Source organism: Brunnivagina elsteri CCALA 953 (assembly GCF_002289455.1).
GTDB lineage: Bacteria > Cyanobacteriota > Cyanobacteriia > Cyanobacteriales > Nostocaceae > Brunnivagina > Brunnivagina elsteri.
In genome coordinates, this window is record NZ_NTFS01000757.1 from 1 (window position 1) to 1,324 (window position 1,324).

The 1,324-nt window shown below is 37.4% G+C and carries 1 pseudogene; it reads right to left on the reverse strand.

Annotation, left to right across the window (positions count from 1 at the left end):
• Window positions 1–30: 30 nt before the first annotated feature.
• Window positions 31–1,324 (reverse strand): annotated as a pseudogene (locus CK510_RS30480) (hypothetical protein); the annotation flags it as partial.

Here is a 1,324-nt window from a genome sequence, read left to right on the forward strand (position 1 = left end):
CTCAAGTCATTGCTCACCGTTGTGCTTACCTTAATGGATTAATCTTTGCTCGCTAAATAAAAAGTGGGATGCTCCCACCCAAGGTGCAACATCAAAACTTTTAATAATAGTATTATAAGCATTTATAAGATTTGGTTCGGAACGATTAGCACTTTTTCCTCGGTCAACTTCGATTTGTAACTGTCCTCCCAAAGTTACCACAACATCGTGGTAGAATTTGCAGATTTTTCCTAAAAGTTTTTTGATATTTGATGCTGGTGTCAAAGATAAATTATTATTCTTGCTAGGGCATAATTCTGATATTTCGATAATTTGCGATCGCAGATTTTCGGGATACCTAATTTGACCAAAACCCTGATTTTCGGCTTTTAGCATTTCTACCGCAGCACAGGAAATATCCCGAATAAATTTCCCTGCTTCCTCATGTGGAATCGAGATACACTCATTTTGCAGCGTAATTCCCTTCATACATAAATTGGCAACCAAACCAATTTTATTTTCCATCGCATCTAACGCAATTTGTTCAAAAGAACCTGTATATGCTTGCTTCTCTGGCTTGATAATCTCCGAGTAGCGATTTTTTTGGAGTTGCTTTTGCTTAATCTCTGCTGCTGTGTGGGGGAATTCTGAAGCTTGTGCTAGAGCCATCCTATCTCCATCGCAATCAGATAGCGAATGCTTTAATCCCTGGGGTGACATTTTTATTGTCCCAATATCGTGTGGTTCGTTGGGTAAATGACGATTGGTATAAACATCTACTGTGTTGGAATTAGCAGTGGGACCACGATAAACAATTAGTTCTGCACCATCGGGAAATTTTGGGTAACAAACCTCATTCGCAGCTAAATCATGACAAGTTTGTGCCATTGCTGAATCAAATTTAATAAACCTCCCTGTCGCACAATCCATATATTGTTCGCGTAAATATTCCTGAAGTTTATCTATAATTTTCGGATGTTCTAATAATTGATAATGCCCTTCTAAGTCTGCTCTGAGAATGCGATAAACTAAATTATGCTCACTATTACTTGATGAAAACATCTCATTAATTTGATTTTCAATATCTCCCAAACCCAAGCTATCAAAATCGATCGCATCCTCATTTCCTATTAAATATTGCATTTGATTCTTATATCGAGCATCCATCGAGTTAACATAATCTTGAGCAACTTTTCGAGGGTCATTAGCAATATCTTTAAGTTCTTCTAAACGTCTTTCTAACAGTGGAAGAACATCATTTTTAACCCCTTCAGGAAAAGAGTTCCAAAATTGAGCGCCAGTTGAAGTGATACCGTAATAAGCATCAGTTTTATTCCCAATCCCC